General features: G+C 32.2%; 9 protein-coding genes. 4 read left to right on the top strand and 5 right to left on the bottom strand.

The features are described 5' to 3' along the window. Window positions 1-227: 227 nt before the first annotated feature. From F6464_RS02470 to F6464_RS02450, 5 genes are all read right to left on the bottom strand, one after another. Window positions 228-1,706 (bottom strand): ATP-binding protein, encoded by a 1,479-nt coding sequence (locus F6464_RS02470; RefSeq protein WP_151106161.1) that lies wholly within the window; start codon window positions 1,704-1,706, stop codon window positions 228-230. A gap of 33 nt (window positions 1,707-1,739) precedes the next feature. Continuing rightward, window positions 1,740-2,765 carry an HNH endonuclease gene (locus tag F6464_RS02465; protein ID WP_151106160.1) on the bottom strand — a complete coding sequence of 342 codons (1,026 nt, stop codon included), beginning with the start codon at window positions 2,763-2,765 and terminating at the stop codon, window positions 1,740-1,742. A 10-nt stretch (window positions 2,766-2,775) separates the two neighbouring features. Further along, window positions 2,776-5,949 carry an Eco57I restriction-modification methylase domain-containing protein gene (locus F6464_RS02460; RefSeq protein ID WP_151106159.1) on the bottom strand — a complete coding sequence of 1,058 codons (3,174 nt, stop codon included), beginning with the start codon at window positions 5,947-5,949 and terminating at the stop codon, window positions 2,776-2,778. Between the two features lie 164 nt (window positions 5,950-6,113). Next, window positions 6,114-6,599 (bottom strand): thermonuclease family protein, encoded by a 486-nt coding sequence (locus tag F6464_RS02455; RefSeq protein WP_151106158.1) that lies wholly within the window; start codon window positions 6,597-6,599, stop codon window positions 6,114-6,116. A gap of 451 nt (window positions 6,600-7,050) precedes the next feature. Continuing rightward, window positions 7,051-7,809, bottom strand: coding sequence for a hypothetical protein (locus F6464_RS02450; protein ID WP_151106157.1), 759 nt, complete (start codon window positions 7,807-7,809; stop codon window positions 7,051-7,053). A 977-nt stretch (window positions 7,810-8,786) separates the two neighbouring features. Between F6464_RS02450 and F6464_RS02445 the strand changes: the two genes are divergently transcribed. The 4 genes from F6464_RS02445 (at window position 8,787) to F6464_RS02430 (ending at window position 18,158) form a co-directional block, all read left to right on the top strand. Continuing rightward, complete coding sequence (locus tag F6464_RS02445) at window positions 8,787-8,969, top strand: hypothetical protein (protein ID WP_151106156.1); 183 nt, start codon at window positions 8,787-8,789, stop codon at window positions 8,967-8,969. Between the two features lie 406 nt (window positions 8,970-9,375). Continuing rightward, window positions 9,376-12,474, top strand: a complete 3,099-nt coding sequence (locus F6464_RS02440) for a virulence factor SrfB (RefSeq protein ID WP_151106155.1) — start codon at window positions 9,376-9,378, stop codon at window positions 12,472-12,474. Between the two features lie 17 nt (window positions 12,475-12,491). Further along, complete coding sequence (locus F6464_RS02435; RefSeq protein ID WP_151106154.1) at window positions 12,492-15,326, top strand: virulence factor SrfC family protein; 2,835 nt, start codon at window positions 12,492-12,494, stop codon at window positions 15,324-15,326. Window positions 15,327-15,329: 3 nt separating this feature from the next. Continuing rightward, window positions 15,330-18,158 carry a S8 family serine peptidase gene (locus F6464_RS02430; protein WP_151106153.1) on the top strand — a complete coding sequence of 943 codons (2,829 nt, stop codon included), beginning with the start codon at window positions 15,330-15,332 and terminating at the stop codon, window positions 18,156-18,158. Window positions 18,159-18,175 lie beyond the last annotated feature (17 nt).

The following is an 18,175-nucleotide window of genomic DNA, read 5'->3' as shown; positions in this document are numbered from 1 at the left end:
TATGCCTGAATCCCAAAAATAGCTTTAATTCTTTTAATTTGAACTTCTATCAATTTTGAAAATATTTCCATTTTGTAATTTTTAAAAATGCCATTGAATTTTTGAAATCTTTTGTGTATATCTTAATCTTTTGCTCGCCAAAATGGCGAGAAAATGGCGAGCAATATAATTTTAGTTTTAAAAAAAGCTTTTTTTCTCGCCAAGGTGACGCGTATATGGCGAGCAAATTATTCATTGATGATGTATTTAGTACTCTTGCCAGAACCTTGAACTTTTATTAAGTTTAGGTCAACATATTTTTTAATAAGTCTTTCGGCCGTTCGTGTGGCTAAATCAGAGTACTCCACAAATTCAGCTTTAGTAACAGGTTTGTTTGACCTGAAAGTCTCAAAAGCTTTCAATTCGTCTTTATTCAGTTCATTTATAGAACCTTTGTCAATTACATATTTGATTGCTTCAGTAGTACGCGGAAAAGTGAGTGTTAAGAAAGGGTTTTTATATGTATATTTCGGAATAGGCAAACCATACTCTTTGTTCAGTGTCTTGAAAGTTTTCATACCAAATCCTTTTTCTTCAACATAATCCATCAAGCTGAAAACATAAGTGATAATTGGGTTTCGACTCAACGATGGTGCTTCAAAAGAGTTTAACTCCTCTAAAGTAATCGCAGGTAAAGGTTTTCCTGGGCTTGTAACTATAATTTTGTTAGTATCAATTTTGATTTCACATTTTGCCTCAGCAAGCTCATAGTCACGATGTACTAAAGCATTTACAATCGCTTCACGCAAAACATTTGTCGGAAAATCCGGAACGTCTTTACGCTTGAAGCTGCTCGTGTCTTTTGCCAAGGGCAGTACTTTTTTCAGCCAATCTTCTATTTGGTCTGGCAATAGTACCAAAGCTTCATCAAAGTCTTTTGGTTCTATTTTCTCATCTCCATAAGTGACGTGGGCTTTCAACACTGCATTCTTAAATTTTGCTCGAGGATTATTACCAAAAAGTAAAACTCCAAATCCGGTAGGTACAAAGTGCTTTTTATCTTTATCCCATTCCATTGCGCCAAAATCAGACAAATACTCAAGGAAATGGTCATCATTGATTTTATAATCCAATTTGGCCTCATCAATAAATTTTTGAAGTGCTTTATCGGAAAGTTTGGAGCGGTCATAATTTGGTATTGCAATCTCAATAGGGGAAAGTAAATCTTCCTCTTCTTTCTCTATTTTTCGCTCTAAAGCCTGCTTCAAAAAATCTTTATTTTCTTGCTCAATAATTCGCTGAAATTCTCGATCAAACATTTTAACCTCAACCAGATGTTTTTCTAAATGTTTGATTCCTTTTCCATCAACGGTTGGGTCTCTGTCTTCTATACCGACGAATACTTTTTTTATTCGGGCATTTGTAGTTCTTTTGCAACAAGGCACTTTAGGTGGATTGCGTTCTACACAGGGTTCTAATGTGGTAAACAATATACAGCCTTCTAGATTTTCATTAGCTAGTTTTCGCTCCATAAGCGTAAATTCAGCGTGATCACCTTCTCGTAATTCGCCACGAAAAGCGGTTTCAATTCTACCGTCAGGGAACAATAAAACGGCTCCAACCTTGGGAGGTACTTTACCATCAGGTCTTGGCTCGTTGATGCTTTTATTCATTACATCAATGGCCATTTGCATTAATTCTTTATCAGTATATTGTTTTTTTGCCATAACCTATATTTTTTGCTTTAAAGTTTCCTTATATTATTCTAATTTCATCAATTCATCCCATAATTTTGCAGGGGCGAAAACTTTTTTCTCGTCTTTAATATCATAAACGTTATTAATGTAATTGTTTAACTCTAAATTAAGAAATCCATCTCCTTTGCATAATAGACGATTAATATTCTCATAAATTTGCTCATCTCCCTCATTATAACCTGGTAATGCAATGGCAAATCTATATTTGTCAGCATCTGTTTTTAAATCAAAAATCACAAGAAAACATCTTAACTCTTTTGGTTTCATTATCATATTTAAACCCAAATACTCATCAGGAAAATTAAAATGAATCCAAAATGGATGGTTCATAAAATGTTCTTCAGGAGATTTTATTTGTTTTCTAATATTTTCTAAATTTTTATTGAACAGAAAAGTATGTCCTAGTTTTTGAAATCCAATTAAGTAAGCGATTTTCAAGAGACCTATTGAAGCTAATCTTTCATCGGTTTTATTTTCTTTTTCAAATGTAAATTTATATTCTTTGTGCCACCCACCAGATAACGGATCATTATTTATAAAAATTGGATTTGTATATGAAATATTTTCGCTTTTAATGAAATTATCAAAAGCAACTGGATTACTATTCTTTTTAATTAGATTAATTGTCAACTCTTTATTATGTCCAATTGTAAAATCGGCAGAAACAGTTCCGTTTAAAGTACTTTCATTTTGTAATTTTTTTCTGAATTTTGTGTTGGGTTTAAAACAATTTATATCAATCTCGCTTAAAGCAATTAATAATTCTTTATCTATTTTATGTCCTGCTTCATTATTACAAGTTTCACAAGTCAATACCCCATCTTTTCCACCTAAAGATTTGGGTGGATTGTGGTCAAAAGTTAAGAGAGAATTATCTTTTTTATCAAAATAACGTTGACAAATAGGACATAAACAACCATAATCTAGGTCTATAATTATCCTTTTTAAGGAAGACTTTTCACTTATCCATTTTAAATTGTCTGAATAAATCTTAAATAATTTTTCTTTTCTTTCAGTTCCTTTACTCATATAAAACTAATTAACTATTCTCCACAATCCCAATCTCCTCCTCACTCAAACCATATAATTCATACACCATTTTATCAATAGCTTTTTCGGTGGTTTCTATTTGTGATTTTAGGTTTTGGGCTTTGGTTTTGTTTTCTTCAAACAGATCCAGCCATTCGAATTCGTCTTTTTTGGTGAGTTGCGTTTGTCCATTTGTTTTAATGGCCTTATTGAGTTCTGTAATGAAATCAGTAAAGGTTAATTCGCTCCAGTTTTCAAGTTTTTTGGTTAACTTTTCTATTTTTAAATTACCTGCACAATAGCTGTTAAATTTTTGATTTATTTTTTCAAAATTATTTTTAGTATTTATTAAATTGTTCACGTGTACAATTAAGTTATTTTGAATTTGTGGGTCAGTTTTGGGAATAGGGATTTGTGATAATGGTATATTAAAATATTCTCTTGAGTTGCCTTTAGGCTTTCCTATAAACCCATAGAACCAATTGATTAGTTTTGAATTTAGTAATGCTACAATAAATTTAGTTTGATAATCATCAATAACTATTTTTATTGCACGAACATCGCCTCCATTATTAAAATATTGGTTATCATCATAAGCAAATCTGTTTTTATCAGCTCTATAAGGTACAAGTATTTTTTCTTTTGAATCAAAAACTTCTTTGATTGATGGCCTATGTAATCTCCACCAATTATATTCTCCAGTTTTTGGCCCTCTTCGATCAAGAAGTTTTTCTTTATAAGATTCTAAATAATGAAAAGCATTTGGGAATTTTATATTTGAAAAGTTATTATCCGCATAAATAATATATTTTTCATCAAATGAAATTGTATAAGAATCAATATCACTGTTTTTGATGCATTTTTTTAATGCTTCTTCTTCTATTTTATATTTAATTGTTTCTTCTTTACTCAGGGTAAAAATTTCATTTTTTCCTGTTTCTGATCCTTTTGCTATTTCTGAAATTTCCCCTAAGGTGATGTTTTTTTCTTTTAACTTATTAATTAATAAAAGATTAGAATTGTCAGCAATGATCCATTTATCAATTAAATCTTCTCTTAAAATTTTCGATTCTTTATATATATCAGAATTTATAATAATTTCATTTAAAGGCTTATTTAGTGGATATGTTTGAAATAATACTGTATTAAAAACGGGTTTTTTTTCTGCTAAAATTATTGCAGTATGTACATTTGCTTCTTTGAAAATATGATAATTTTCAAAGTTTACAATTTGAGTTACAAAATCTGATAAAAATTTTCTAATTCCTCTAGCATATTCATTACCAATAAAATAGTTGGATGTAATAACCCCAAAAATTCCTCTATCATTTAGAATATCCAATCCTTTATAAAGAAAATAATACATTAAATCATTGTAACCAGTGTGAATAGAATTATATTCTTTTTCAAAATAATTATGAATGTTTTTTGGAAAAGTATTCATATTCACATAAGGCGGATTTCCAATAATCACATCAAAACCTCCCTTGGTAAATACTTCCGGAAATTGTTCCTTCCAGTTGAACGCTTTGTCACTGGCTAAGGCTTTACTATCGATAAGCGAGTTACCGCATTTGATGTTGTTGTTTAGGCTAGTGAGTTTACGTTTGGGTTGGGCAGTGCGCAACCACAAAGAGAGTTTGGCAATCTCGATGCTTTCCTCGTTGAGGTCAACGCCATAGATGTTGTGTTCTAGGATTTGGTTTTCGATATCGGGAAAGACAAAGAAACCTCCAAAGAGTTGTTTGTTGAGTTCGTCCAAGTAGGCGTGTTCTCGAATCAGGAAATCCAAGGCTTGGTTCAAGAAAGCACCCGAGCCACAAGCGGGGTCACAAATAGTGAGGTCCAAAAGCCATTCGCGGTAGTCCTTGAGTCGCTGGTCCAGTTTTATAATGGTATTGGTTTGGCGGTTCTTGCGACCTTTGGCATATTCTTCGTCAAGGATGCCCAATTCCTGTTTTTTCTCGGTACAAAGTTTACCAATGGTATTGTCGACTATGTACTTCGTAATGTATTTTGGAGTATAGAAAACGCCGTCTTTCTTACGTTTGGTTTTTTGCTTGTCGAAATCGGTTCCTTCAATTTCGGCATTGACACTTTCGATTTCGTTCAAGGAATGTTCGAAGATATGTCCCAGGATATTGACATCGACCTGACTTTCGAAGTCGTAGGTCGAAAGCTTCAAGGTATGGCGGTACAACATTTCGTTATCAATGATTACCGCATCGAGAATGGCATCGGGTTGGAAAAGTCCGCCGTTGTAGGCAAAGATTTCTTCTTTTTTGTCGGTGCCTTTGCGACCCGTATCAAGATAACCAAAGTATTGTTTGTAGCGGTCATAAAGTGGCACTTCCACGTCCAAATCAGCCAAGGCTTTCCATTCTTTGAGAACGGTATTGATGGAGTTTGGGGCCAGCAGTCCGCGGTCTTCGGCAAAGAGAATGAACAAAAAACGATCGATAAGTTTTTGAGACTTTTTGAAAAGAATGAGTTTGGAGGTCTTTTCAGGCAAGCCAATCAGTTGAATATTATTGCGGTTTTGTTTGACCAAATCCCGGTATAATTCACGTTTGAATACCGAATAATCGCCATAGAATTTTTTGGTGATATTTTCTTCTTCCACCACCGAAGCTTCTTTTATACTGAGCGGTTTGTTGGCCAAGATATTTTCTTTGGCCAGACAGAGGTAGAAGATTTCGAATTCAGCGTGGGTAAGGGTAAAGAGGTTGAATTCCTCAAAGTCCACCGCATTGTTGATGTAGAACCTCAACTTCTCGAAATTGGAGGTAATGACATAGATGCAGCCTGTTTGGTTGGCTTTGTAATCAAAGGCTTGCTGGCGGATGCTTTCGAGGTCTTTGGTGTTGGTTCCCTTGAGTTCGATTACACCCAAGGCGAAGCCGTCTTTGAGGATGGCACCATCCACTTTTTTGGCTCCCTTTATGTTTTTTAGTTCCGTTGTCAGGTTAAAGTTAGCTGCCGGATTTAGTGTGTAGCCCAATATATCCACAAATAATTCGCGCAAGAATCCTTCCTGGAATTGTTCCTCCTTGCTGTTGCGGATGTTTTCCTGAATAGCCGCATTGTGAAAATACTTGGCGTATTTTTTATAGGCTTTCTGGACTAAGGCAGTATCTTGTTGGCTCAAGTATTTCTTGAGAACTGAGGGCTGGAATAAGGACATTGGCAACGCTTTATTTAGATTACTAAATTAGCAATATTTTTCTGAATAAAATTACATAGGAAAAACAGATTTTAAATTTAGTTAATTATTGAATGTAATTAGCCATAACTGCAAAAAATAAACCTATTAAAAAATGAATGCACCAATGTAAAAGTTCCCTATTGTTAGTAATTTTTCTTTGCTCTCCTCGCTTTTCGCCAATCGGACGGGTATATAGGGTTTGCATCAGCCCAAAGACCTTTTTTTTGAGCTCTGGCTTTTTGTTCGAGCTGAGCCAGTTCTCGTGACCGAGAATATTTTTTGTAGTGCCATCCCATGCCGTTTTTTATAATTTCAGCAGTTAGGTATTTGTTTTTGTAAAAGACCTTTGCTACCGAACGCCCGTAACGGTCTTTGTCAGTCACAAAGTAATGTATGGTTTTGCGATAGATAGCGTTGGAGGTGAATTGTTTGGCAGCCTTGCCGTAGGGTTGTTTTTTTTCAGGGCAATCAACTTCCGCAAGGCGTAGAATGGTAGTTTTGTTTTGGTCGTCAAGGACTTCAACGGTATCACCATCTTTAACACCCACTACCGTTCCAGTTAGCATGGTTTGCGCTTGAACGCTACATATCGAAAGAATGAGAAGAGCGGTAATGATTATTTTTTTCATTGATATGTGTTTTTTTCAAAAGTAGGGCATAAACAAACAGATGCGTGTAGGCATTGATTTTTTTGTTAACAGTTTAGTTTTTTTTGAATTTTTAGAAATAACTTTTTTGTTGAATAGGTCGATGTCGGATTGCAGTTCATACAGTCTTAAAAGAGTACTATCACAATCAGCAATTTGTCCCAACAGTACAAAGTTCAAATCTTCCACCATAGATTTTTCCCCAATCGCTCGGATATATAAAATAGTTCTTGAGTAGGATAGCGCGGATTTAAGGTTGCAATCCGTGCCCACTTCAATATGTCTTATAATTAATTAGCAATACACAAAAAAACAGGGGTATTTTCACATGAACGAAGTCATCCTGAACTCACAACCCTTTTGTCATGCTGAACTCGTTTCAGCATCTCCTTTCAGCATCCCATTACTATTTTTCAACCCTCGCTGAAAGACTTTACCCCACATAAATAACTTCTAGAACCACCTCTTGTTCCTTTTTCAAAGGATAAAAGACGCCATTCACCTCCTGAACAAAGCGTGCCAAGACCACACCCACTTGCACACCATTAGCTGGATTCAAAATAGGAGCGGGGATAACTAGAGTCCCTTTATCAGTAGCAGAAACAGCTAAAACCGCACTGCCACCAAAAGAAAAAGCATAACTGCCAAAATCAAAAGTCAACCATCCTACCCTCAAAGTAAGATGACTGGCACCACCAGGAAACGAAACCAATCCACCATCAAAATCAGGCACACTCAAGCCAACAGCCCAATCAAAAACCACTCGCTGGTGCAACAAACCATTCAACCGAATCCCCGAAGTCAACAAATAGGTTTCCAAAAGTTGGCGTCCGGCTGCCGTTTGCATACCTCCATGAACGCTTCGTTCCCCACGAATGGCTACCGCATCTAAATCTTTAATTTTGGTAAACAAACTCACCAAGCGTTGGTGCAAAGTCCCATCTTTAAACGTATTCAAAAAAGGATTCAAACCTTGTTTAAAAAAGCGCACCGTTTGCATACAACCCTTAAACTCATTGCCATTCTCCCGCACGCGCACCATGCTAGGCTGTGTCCGTATAGCCTTACCATTAAAACCACCACCTGCAGTTCTTACCACAGCCACACCCTTGCGAGTATAAAAATTCAATCCGCCTAGTGTACCTGTTAACTCAAAAAGACTTTTAACCTTTGCCATAGGGATATATATCATTGTGTAAGCAACAAAAATAGTGTATTCTAAAATAAAAATAATAGTATATTTAAAATAAGTATAAAACAAGTTTATAATAACTATATAGTAACTTATATATATTACATTCATAAATAAACAAGCAATTCCACTAATTTAAAATAATGATAAACGATGGAAAAAGACAGGGAAATAACCGTTTGCATTACTCTTAAAATCCACAAAAGTAAGATGTTGTGTACATAAAATTGTAGTTTAAATTGTAATGCAAAAAAATAGCCCCTAAATAAGGGGCTACTATTTTTAAATAAAGTGGAAAAGAGGGGAGTTGTTTCGAACTTCTTTGAGTCCGATTTACGACTTTTATTGAGTTGTCAAAAGGTAAAATAGTTAGTTATAGTTGTCTAGTTTTTATATTTATTCAACTTCGTAATACAATAAATACACTTTTGATTTAGTACTCCAACTTGCTTGATTGGAGTAATCTGTCCATAGTAGTAATATTGTTATTTAAAAAACAAGCACCATCTGTAAATAAATCGCTATCTCTTACACAAAAATAGTTGATGGTGAAGTCCAAAATACTTCTTTACCGAAGCTTATTTTAAGTTCTTAGAAGTTATCAGCAGATGGTGCAAACCCTATTTTAAGAATAATTAATAATTTATTGATTTGGAACAAATAAATAGCATTTCAAAAAATATTCAAAAGTTCAAATAGTGTAACATTTGTGAAAAAAAAATTCATTTTACGATTTCCCGTAATGGATTAAATTTAATTCACTTTATGTTTGTTCAAATTACTTAAAAAATATTATCATTTTTTTTAATAAAATCTTATGCTCTGCATTCTAGTTGCAGACCTAAATGTTAAAATTGTAAACAAATTTTGAAATAATAGACATCATACTATTGCGTGTGTAGCTGAATAAAAAAAATCTGGAATAGATAAAGTAGAAATGCAAATGAATGACTAAATACAAGTAAATAATAAAATAAATGGAAAATACATCGGGGTTTATTATGATATTGGGGTTAGTGCTAAGAATTATTGGATTAGTAGTATGTACTAGAAAAGCAACAGAGCTGAACCGTAGCGCAAGTGGATGGGGGGTTTTTGGCTTTTTTATGCCAATTATTGCAATGATTTGGATACAATTTATGAAACCTTATTTGCAATGAGTCAATAATAGCGAACGAACAAAAAATAAGAAATAAAAACAAATAAAATAACAATTGATAATGACAAGAAAGTCATTTACTATTACAGCTAAGTCTACTTATTAAAAAATAAATATTTTTTTGATTTTATTAATTACAACTAACGAGTTGATTTTATTTTTATGTTTAAAAACAACAATATAAACCTTTGGAATACATGTAAAACAATTTAAATTAAAAAAATTAGTTGTTAAAAAATGAATAGGTTATTTGTTAAAAATTGTTAAATTTGGATTTTACAAAATGCTATTAATGACAAAGAATTTCTCTTATTTCTAACTCCAGTATACAATATCATAAATTTGAAGCTAAGATCAATTTAGATTTTGCTAGAAAGACCCTATAACTTGATTTAAAAAATATAAATATGAATTTAATTGCAAATACTGGTATACAATATTTGACATTTCCTCTAGAAATCAACACCTCTGATAATTTCAGGATGTACTTTCATGAATGGTTTGATGTTGAAGAAAAACAGTTAAAATTAGAAATTGCTCACTTATTTTCTGGAGATGATGTTTGGGTGAAAAAAAGTGACTTGTCAGAACTAGGCTATGCTATAAATGGAAAAATAGATAAAAGTTGGGAGGATATTGAACTCGATTTTAAAGATAACGATAAAATTACTATTACTGTTGATACAGAAGATCCTAAGGATTCAGGCTGTTTTCAGGAGTCTATTAGTAGACTAAATTGGAGTAAATTTGAAAACACATGGTTTCCATTGCCTTTTTTTTTACTTAATGGTAAGAAATCAGAATTTGGTCCAACAAATTGGTGTCGCTGCAAATTGATTCCAACAGAGACAACTGAAAAATCAAAAAAATACAACTTAGTAGTAGCTTTCGACACCAGAGCTAGTTTTGAAAATGATAGTTTTGAAGACGAAGATTTAAATGAAACACCTGTTTTTACAAATGATTACGATAAATCAAAAGAATATGCACTTTGCAATAATGAATATAAATTAGTCGGATATTGTTCAGAGGCATTTAATTGCGATTGGGTGGATAAATATTTATTAAAACATTTTCACAATTTAGAAGATATTAATGATTTTAAAGGTCAAAAACCTAAATTAAATTATCTCTCTCAATACATTTGTTTTATTAATTATATACAGCAACTCAATATTTTGCCTAAAGTTACTTTGTTTTCCAATAAAAATGTAGCTCATGGGAATGTAGATTTAGTAGTCGACATTGGTAATTCTCGAACTTGTGCTGTGTTATTTGATGAAGGTGACTTTAAAAAAGCAAGTCCTCTTGAATTACAAGATTTCACAGAACTAATTTTAGATGGAAAACTAAATAAATATCGAGAATCTTTTGATATGCGTTTAGCATTTCGCGAAGCAGATTTTGGAGGTAAATTCGGGCTTGTAAACAGCAGACAGTTTGTCTATCCAAGTATGATACGCTTAGGAAAGGAAGCGAATAAGCTTATACACAAAGCAACCAACATGAATACTGGAGCTGAAAAAATAAGCACTTTTTCAAGTCCAAAGCGTTTTTTATGGGACACTATTCCTCAAAAACAAGAATGGGAATTTGTTCAGTTTGAAGGAGAAAAAGCAAAGCCAATTTACATAGAAGGTATATCAGAGCAGTTAAATTCAGATGGTTCATTAAATACTGAAGGGAATGGAGGGATAATAAATCATTATTCTCGTAAAGCATTGATGACTTTTGCTTTCCTTGAAATTTTAGCTCAAGCTAAAATGCAAATCAATAGTTATGAGCAACGCAGTCATTGGGGTAATGAATCAATGCCAAGAAGAATAAATCGAATAATTGTTACTTGCCCTACAGCAATGTCACGTGTTGAACAAATTGCATTACGCAAATGTGCAGAAGATGCAGCAATTATGCTGGAACGATTCTATAATGATGAATATTATTCTGAAATTGATCAGAAAAAAGTTCGCTCAGAAGTTAAAGTAATTCCTTCTTCAACTAATCTCTCAAATAAGGGAGAAAAAGCAGAATGGATTTATGATGAAGCAACTGCGGCACAATTTGTATTTCTTTATGCGGAGATTGGAGAACGGTATTTAAAAAAGGTAAAAGATTATTTTGATTTCTACGGTAAAGTTAGAAATGATTTAGCAGAGTATAACAAAAAATCACTTACGATTGGTTCTGTCGATTTTGGTGCTGGTACAACCGATGTAATGATAGCAGCCTACAAATATGAAGATGGTGCTGGGCAATGTTCTTTAGCACCAGTTCCACTTTTTTGGGAGAGTTTTTATAAAGCAGGCGATGATTTAGTTAAAGAGCTAATTCATCAACTTGTTATAGAAGGTAAATACTCACCTATTGAAAAGAAAATGAAATCATTAGGTTTATCTCCAGATGTTATTATTGAAAAAAATAATGATTTTTTTGGTGGTGACACAGGAATGTCTTTCAAAAATAAGCAGTTACGTGCAGATTTTAACGTACAAGTTTCTGTACCTATTGTCTCGTTTTTTCTTGAATTAATAAAACAAAATAATTCAGAAAGTAAAATTTTATCTTTCAGTGATATTTTCAGTAATGACTTACCACCTAAAAATGTACTGAATCATTTTCAACAACATTTTGGATTTGAATTTGAATCTTTACAATGGCAGTATGAGAGAAAAGTCATTTCATCAATAATTGAAAAAACATTTGATTCTTTAGTCGGGAAAATTTCTTCTTTATTTTCTTATTACGATTGTGATATTGTATTAATCTCAGGACGACCAGCATCACTAAAACCACTTACAGATGTGTTTTTAAAATATTATGCTATTTCTCCTAATAGAATGAAATCAATGAACGATTATAGAGTTGGAAGATGGTATCCTCAGGATAAGCGCTACAAATTTATTGATGGGAATGGAAAATTCACAAATCCAAAATCAATTATTACTACAGGTGCTATGATAGGACATATTGCTGATAATGGAGGTTTAAATGGTTTTACTTTGAACTTAAAAGAGCTTAAAGAAAAACTAGTTTCTAAAACTAATTATTTTGGCAAACTCAATAATCAATTTGAATATACAGAAACTTTTATTTCTCCTGATAACAATCAAAACTCTATAGAGGTTTTCACTTTGCCATTAAGAATTGGTGTAAGACAAATTGACGTTGCTGCTTATCCTTCTCGACCATTTTACACCTTAGATTTTAATGAATTTCAATTGGAAGATAGAGTTAAAGGTCGATTAGTAGATGAAAACGATTTTAATGCCATCCAAACTGGTATTAGAGCTGAAAAATCGAAGATTTTACGAAATATGCCATTAAAAATAACAATTAGTAGAGATATAAATGAAGATATAGAGTTATTACGTATTGAAGAAGTTTTAGATAAAGATGGAAATCCAATTAAAAATACTTTCTTCAATTTACAAGTACAAAGTATGAGTGAAGTGGATGATTTTTGGCTTGATTCAGGTATTTTTTCATTAAATATTAATAATTCGTAAATTAAAAAGGCACAACAATGGAAAAAACGATACTAGCTCAACTTGAAATTATAGAAAAGTCAAACGAGTGGATTAAAAGTTCATTAAATGGCGAAAAACAAAAAAACGCTTACCGTAAAATGGTCGATTGCCGTCGCAAATTAAACAAAAAGAAATTTGCATTAGAAAGCAATCCAGCAGCAGCAATGTATGGTGAAAGTCAAGTAGGAAAATCATATCTAATTAGTAGTTTATTGTCTGAAGACGGGAAACCTTTTGGCACAACCAATGAAGAAGGTGTTTTTTATAATTTTATAGAAGAAATGAATCCACCAGGTGGGGGAAATGAATCTACAAGTTTGGTCTCAAGGTTTTCAGTAAATTATAAACCAATAAATCCAAAGTTTCCTGTAAAAGCTATTTTACTATCACCTGCTGACATTGTTCTAGTGCTATGCGATAGTTTTTATAACGATATAAAAGCAGACCATAATTTTATTTTACAACCTGATCAAATTAATTCAGAAATTGAAATATTAAAAGAAAATTATAATAATCGACAAACTATTCAAAAAGTTTTTGAAGAAGATGATGTATTAGATATGCAAGATTATTTCAGAGAAAATTTTTCTTCAAAAGCAAATAATGTGATTTTTTCAAACTTTTTTGAAGAAATATCTTTACTTATATCTAAAGCTAAACCAAATGAGTGGAAAGATATTTTTTCTTTATTATGGAATAAAAATGAAAAAATTACAATCCTTTTTGCTTCGCTAATTAACGAATATGAAAAATTAAATTTTTCATCTACGGTTTATTTACCATTAGAATCTGTTTTATACAAACATGGAACATTGCTTGATGTAAAGAGATTGAAAGAAATTTATGCAGCGCCTAATAAAATCGAATCTGAATACAAATCAGATACGATGATTTTAGTACCTGTAAATAATCAAGAAATTCAATTTCCAAAATCTTATTTGTGTGCATTAGCAGCTGAATTAGTATTTTGTCAGCAGGATTCGTTACTCACAAGTAAACCTTTTTTAAAAGAAACAGATTTACTTGATTTTCCTGGTGCTAGAGGACGTATGACTTTACCTCAAAATGATATTAATAACGAAAATATACCGGAATTACTTCTAAGAGGTAAGGTTGCCTATCTATTCAATAAATATTCAGAATATGGTAAAATTAATATTTTTGTTTTGTGTGCAAAGCATGACCAAGCAGCTCAACGCTCTATGCCTTTTATGCTTAACAACTGGATAAATAAATTTATTGGTGATACACCCGAAAAACGTGAAATCTTTGTAAATAATGCAAAAGTTCCTCCTTTGTTTATAGTTGGTACTTTTTTCAATGTAAATTTAGAATACAATCCAACTCAAGATAGATTAAATAATTCATCCTCTTTAGACTATAGATGGGAACAAAGATTTGAAAAATCCTTGTCAAATGAAGTTTTAGATACTAAAACTTACCAATGGTTTAATAATTGGACAATAACAGATAAGGATTTTAAAAATATCTTTCTTTTGCGTGATTTTGTTTTTTCTGAATCAAAAAGTCAATTATTTAAAGGTTATCTCGAACAAAAAAAGGAAATTGAAGAGATTAATCATTCAAATTATCCGAATTTACGGGAGAAACTTCGTCAATCGTTTATTGAATACCCTTTTGTAATTAAACACTTTGAAAACCCTTCTGAATCATGGGACAGAGCAGCATCTATAAATGAAGATGGAACAAAATTAATTATTGATAAATTGACTATTGCTGCAAATAATATAAATCAAGCACGTATTGAAAAAATGCGTTTTGAACTTAATGAGATTTCAGTAAATATCTTATCTGAATTACTTAAATATTTTCATAGTAATGATAAGGATGATGTCCTAATTAAAGCAAAATCTACTGCTGGTGAGATTCAACATAAACTTGATGTAGCTTTTAGTGCAGATGGTATAAAATTATATGGGCAATTGATGAAAGAGTTTATGATAGACGAAAGTGTTGTTCTTGAACTCTTCCGTAAAAAAATTGACGACATTGAGCACAGAGAAGTTATCAATATGGATATTTATAGTAATTATAGAATACAAGTTCCTGTTATTGAAAATGACACTATTGATGCTTATTTTGAAAGGTTATGTGTACATTACGAAAAGATAACTGAAGAACAAAAAAAACAATTTAAAAATGAGCTCGATTTAAACAAAATTGAATTAAGTGAACTCATTAATGGGAATTCTGAACTCATTAAAAATAATGCATTGCAATTAGCTGAAAAACTAATTGAACATTGGTTTTTATATATTAATTTAAATGATAAGCAAACTATACAAAAGATTTTAGGAAATAATGGTTCTTCTTCATTGCAGGACATTACAGATATGTTCCAAAAATTATTCAAGAAGTTTAATATTCCAAATAAAATTGCCAAAAAAATCCACTTTTACGTTGAAGGAAACAATAAAAGCAATTTACCCTATGAGATTATAGCTGATATAAGTGCCGAACTATTAAATAAATGCATCAATTCTGTTGGATTTGACTTTTTTGACGAATCAGAAATCAATGATTTGATAATTGCCAACGATAATAATAACTTGGGTTTAGTATTAGAGCATCAATCAAATCCTAGAGAAGAATCCGTTGCAGAACTCTTTGAAAAAATTGAACATTGGAATGATATTATACAATCTAATCCAGAAGAAATGAAGTCGTTACCTAGCTATCGAAATTATTTATTATGGTACGATCGTCTCAAAATTGCTTTCGTATCGGTTTGTGATATTCCAAATTATGATATAGCAGCTAATGAAAGATTAAGTGTAATTATCAAAGAATCTGAAACCGTAAAATACTAAAATATGGCGATAGTAATAGGTAAAAAGCAATTACTCAGTACTGATTTGAAATATTTTAAAGCATTACAAGGTATTGGTGGGAAAACATTATTTGATAGATTTAAGTTGGCTGAGTCAAATATTATAAATAAAAATATTGATACTAAATACCAGCATTTTTTAGCATATCCGGTTGTAGATGGTGATGCAATTGTGTTTCACGGTATTAAATATAATGAAACACCACAAATATTTCAAGAGCTACAGGGAGAAGATTTGTCTAGATATACAAACATTAAAAATGAAACAATTTCTCATTATAATGGCGTAATAGACAATCTTGAAAATTCAGGTAAAACAGTTGAAGCCGTTTTTTTAGCGGATGCAATTAAGTATATTGATGACCGTTTTATCTATTGCTACGATGATATTGTAGTTCTAGGCGTTTGGGGTATGAAATTACGTGATAATGTAAGAGAAGATATTAGTGAAATTTGCAAGACTCAATTTGTAAAGGCCCCCAAACCAGTTCAAATACCAGAACCAACTTTTTTCACGATTAATTATAATGCTGGTGATAATGGTAATTTGTATGGTAATGTTAGTGTAACCAAACAAACAAGCGAATATATTTCAAACAATGAAATACCTCAAGTAGAAGCTAATGATGGTTATGAATTTGCTGGTTGGGATGAAAATCCAAATGGACACGAAGTAACAGGAGATAAGGAATTTACGGCACTGTACAATAAACATGAGTCACCTGTCCCACCTTACAATCACAATCCATCTATTGAGAATAAATTACCTTGGTACTTGCGTTTTTGGAATTGGCTAAAAGCTTTATTTACTGGAAATGGATGTTTAAAATGGCTATTATGGTTAATATTCATCCTGCTTTTACTTCTCTTATTTTCATGGTTATTCAGAAACTGTAGTGGGCACAACTTAACAGGCGGTGCAGCTTTAAGCGATAATGATTCTACTTGGGTTAAAAAAGACCCACGTGTTGGAGATGGTGGTGGGATTTATGACCCACACGATCCCTATACTCCTGTGCCAACCCCACCAGCTTATAAAGATATATTGCCTCCTCAACAAGGTGTATTGCCTCCAATAGACGGAAATCCTGAAATAATCCCTGGAAATCCTAGTATTATAGGTAATCGGATAAATATTTTAATGGAAAATGAGGATAAATCCATTATGGATTTAGCTAAAGATTTTAAAGTTAAATACCCTGATGATAAATATAAGGTAGTGTATTACGACAATGTTGTAAAGCGAATGCAAATTGAAATTCCTTCGCAAGAACGAGAGAAAATTAAACAAGAAATACCAACTAAATTTTCTCCTATTTACAAACTTTTTGTATTTGATGAAGCTTTGTTAGAAGGAGAATATAGTCCTAATGACCCAGCTTTTAAAGATAACAACAAGAATTGGTATCTTCAAAAAATAAAAGTACCAGAAGCTTGGGATGTTAGTCGAGGTTCAGATAAAATCACTGTTGCAATAGTAGACAATGGTTTCAATCTAAGCCATCCTGAATTAAAAAGTAAAGTGGTACAGCCTTATAATGTTTGGACTCATTCTAATACAATTTTCCCTCAAAAAGTAGACCATGGTACTCATGTTGCTGGAACCGCATTAGCTATTGCCGATAATAACCTAGGTCTTTGCGGTATTGCACCCAACTGTAAATTCATGCCTATTCAAGTGGCTAACGAAAAGGGCATAATGACCACTACCTCTGTATTAGATGGAATATTATATGCCTTATATCAAGGGGCTGATGTGATAAATGTTTCATTAGGTGGTCAATTTAAAGGTCTTGCTCAATTTCCTGAACGTGAACAAATTGATTTAATACAAAATCATTTTAAAGAAGAAGAACGGTTATGGCTTGAAATCATGAGAATTGCAGCAAAACATAATGCTACAATTGTAGTAGCTGCAGGAAATGACAACATACTTGCAGGGATTGATGCTTTGCAACGTCCTGACCAATTTATTACAGTTTCGGCAATTGACCGAAACAACTCTAGTCTTAATAAAGCCAATTTTAGTAATTATGGTCCTTATTCTAAAATATCAGCTCCTGGTGTAGGAATTTATAGTACAGTGGGTGCTAATAGTTATCAAATAATGGACGGAACAAGTATGGCAGCACCAATTGTTTCAGGGGCTGTTGCGCTAATGAAAAGCATTAAACCCAATTTATCGACTAAAGAAATAATTTGTATTTTACAAAATACTGGTTTACCCGTTAATGATAAGATTGGAAAGTTAATTCAGTTGGATAAAGCCATGCAAATAGTAAAGGCTGGTCAAACAATTGATTGTTCAAAAAAACCATCATCAGGAGATGTGCAAATAACATTAAATTGGAATAATTATAATGATTTAGATTTATACTGTATAGACCCAACAGATGAAAGAGTCTGGTGTGACAATAAAGTTGTTTCAAGTGGTGGCCAATTGGATGTTGACATGAACGTTAATTATCCAGGTAGCATTACTCCAATTGAAAATATATTCTGGCCCAAAGGCAAAGCTCCTAATGGTATTTATAAAATATACCTCATAAATTACAAAAATCATGAGCCATATATTTACAGTACTCCTTATACAATAAATGTAAAATATGGTGGTAAAAATCAAGTATATAAAGGCATTATAAAGAAAGAAGATAAGTCTTTACATATTTGTTCTTTTACTTTAGGCAGTCCAACTACTCAAAATGCACCAAACAGCGAGCAAACAAATTCGTTATTACAGCAGCGAAAGAAGTTCCAACAAGAATTAGATAGGATAGATAGAGAATTAAAAGAAATTAGAAATCGTAAATAAAAAAACAAACATTTAAA

It is taken from the genome of Flavobacterium luteum, assembly GCF_008806775.1.
Taxonomy (GTDB): Bacteria; Bacteroidota; Bacteroidia; order Flavobacteriales; family Flavobacteriaceae; genus Flavobacterium; species Flavobacterium luteum.
This window is presented reverse-complemented; position numbering and strand designations above follow the sequence as displayed.

Excerpts from the sequence above, each read along its gene's own strand:
- F6464_RS02470 (WP_151106161.1), bottom strand. The coding sequence starts at position 1,706 with ATGGCAAAAAAACAATATACTGATAAAGAATTAATGCAAATGGCCATT.
- F6464_RS02465 (WP_151106160.1), bottom strand. The coding sequence starts at position 2,765 with ATGAGTAAAGGAACTGAAAGAAAAGAAAAATTATTTAAGATTTATTCA.
- F6464_RS02460 (WP_151106159.1), bottom strand. The coding sequence starts at position 5,949 with ATGTCCTTATTCCAGCCCTCAGTTCTCAAGAAATACTTGAGCCAACAA.
- F6464_RS02455 (WP_151106158.1), bottom strand. The coding sequence starts at position 6,599 with ATGAAAAAAATAATCATTACCGCTCTTCTCATTCTTTCGATATGTAGC.
- F6464_RS02450 (WP_151106157.1), bottom strand. The coding sequence starts at position 7,809 with ATGATATATATCCCTATGGCAAAGGTTAAAAGTCTTTTTGAGTTAACA.
- F6464_RS02445 (WP_151106156.1), top strand. The coding sequence starts at position 8,787 with ATGGAAAATACATCGGGGTTTATTATGATATTGGGGTTAGTGCTAAGA.
- F6464_RS02440 (WP_151106155.1), top strand. The coding sequence starts at position 9,376 with ATGAATTTAATTGCAAATACTGGTATACAATATTTGACATTTCCTCTA.
- F6464_RS02435 (WP_151106154.1), top strand. The coding sequence starts at position 12,492 with ATGGAAAAAACGATACTAGCTCAACTTGAAATTATAGAAAAGTCAAAC.
- F6464_RS02430 (WP_151106153.1), top strand. The coding sequence starts at position 15,330 with ATGGCGATAGTAATAGGTAAAAAGCAATTACTCAGTACTGATTTGAAA.